This window comes from Azospirillum sp. FG154 (assembly GCF_057809575.1).
In genome coordinates, this window is sequence record NZ_JBMDKF010000062.1 from 1 (window position 1) to 1,338 (window position 1,338).

General features: G+C 62.1%; 1 pseudogene. It reads left to right on the forward strand.

The window, feature by feature from the left end:
- Positions 1 to 105: 105 nt before the first annotated feature.
- Positions 106 to 1,229 (forward strand): annotated as a pseudogene (locus ACODS4_RS28095) (ISNCY family transposase); the annotation flags it as partial.
- Positions 1,230 to 1,338: the final 109 nt, after the last annotated feature.

Consider the following 1,338-nt stretch of genomic DNA (forward strand, 5'->3'; position numbering starts at 1 on the left):
AAATTATGAGTTTTTTGATGTGTAGGCGCAATGTCAAAATGTCAGTCCAGCGCAACATAGAACTGTCAGTCTTCCGTCGGGTTTGCGACGGCTGGGAGGCTGGCGATGGGCTGGATAACGATGAGCGGACGGGATCTTCAGCGGGTCGAGGTTCTCGGTGAGGTTTTAAGCGGGCATCGTGATGTTGCCTCGGCGGCGTCGGTTCTGGCGGTGAGCGAACGGCAGATTTGGCGTCTTCTGGCCCGCTACCGGTCCGGCGGCGCCGGGTCTCTTGCGCATGGTGGCCGAGGGCGGCCGTCCAATCGCCGCATTGGCGACGAGCGGCGTGAGCAGGTTTTGGAGCTTGTCCGCAGCCCGACGGGAGCGAGCACCGCTGGTTCGAGGATCGGGGCGATCCCTGCACGTTGCTGGTGTTCATCGACGACGCGACAGGTCGGCTGATGCAACTGCGCTTTGTCGTGTCGGAGAGCGCCTTCTCATACTTCGCGGCGTTGGATGGGTATTTGGCGGCGCATGGTCGGCCTTTGGCTTTCTACTCGGACAAGCATTCGGTGTTCCGAGTATCGCAGAGCGAGGCGAAGGGCGGCCAGGGCATGACGCAATTCGGGCGGGCTTTGGCGGAACTGACGATCGAGATCCTGTGCGCGAACTCCAGCCAGGCGAAGGGCCGGGTCGAGCGGGCGAACCGGACGTTGCAGGACCGGCTGGTGAAGGAACTGAGGCTGGCTGGCGTCACCGGCATCGACGCGGGCAACGCCTTCCTGCCCGGCTTCATTGAGCGCTTCAACGCCCGTTTTGCGGTCTTCCCTGCCCGACCGGACGATGTGCGCCGACCGGTGACGGTGACGCCGGATCGTCTGCGCGAGATCCTGTGTTGGCGCGAACAACGCCATGTCGGCCAACAACTGACGCTGTCCTACGAACGCAAACGGATCATGCTGGAGGTGACGGAACGGACGCAGGGGCTGGTCGGCCACTATGTTGACACCTATGCCTTTGCCGATGGCCGCCTTGAACTGCGGTGGAAGGGAGAGGCGCTGCCCTACCGCGCGTTCGACAAGGACCAACGGGTCCTGCACACCGACATCGTGGAAAACAAACGGCTGAGCGCGGTGCTGGCGCAGGTGAAGGAGATGCAGGACAGCCAGCCTCCGCCCCGGGTGAAGACCAACAGCGAGAAACTCGGGTATCGCGGCAAGGCCGACGGAGGAAAGCGGGGGCGCAAAAGCTTCGTGGACAAACACATCGAGGCGAAAGCCGCCGAATAGCGCCGGGGTTGGCAGTCCTACTTTGCAAAAACCGCTGACACTTCAATCCGGTTGCAACAAAATTTGTAGG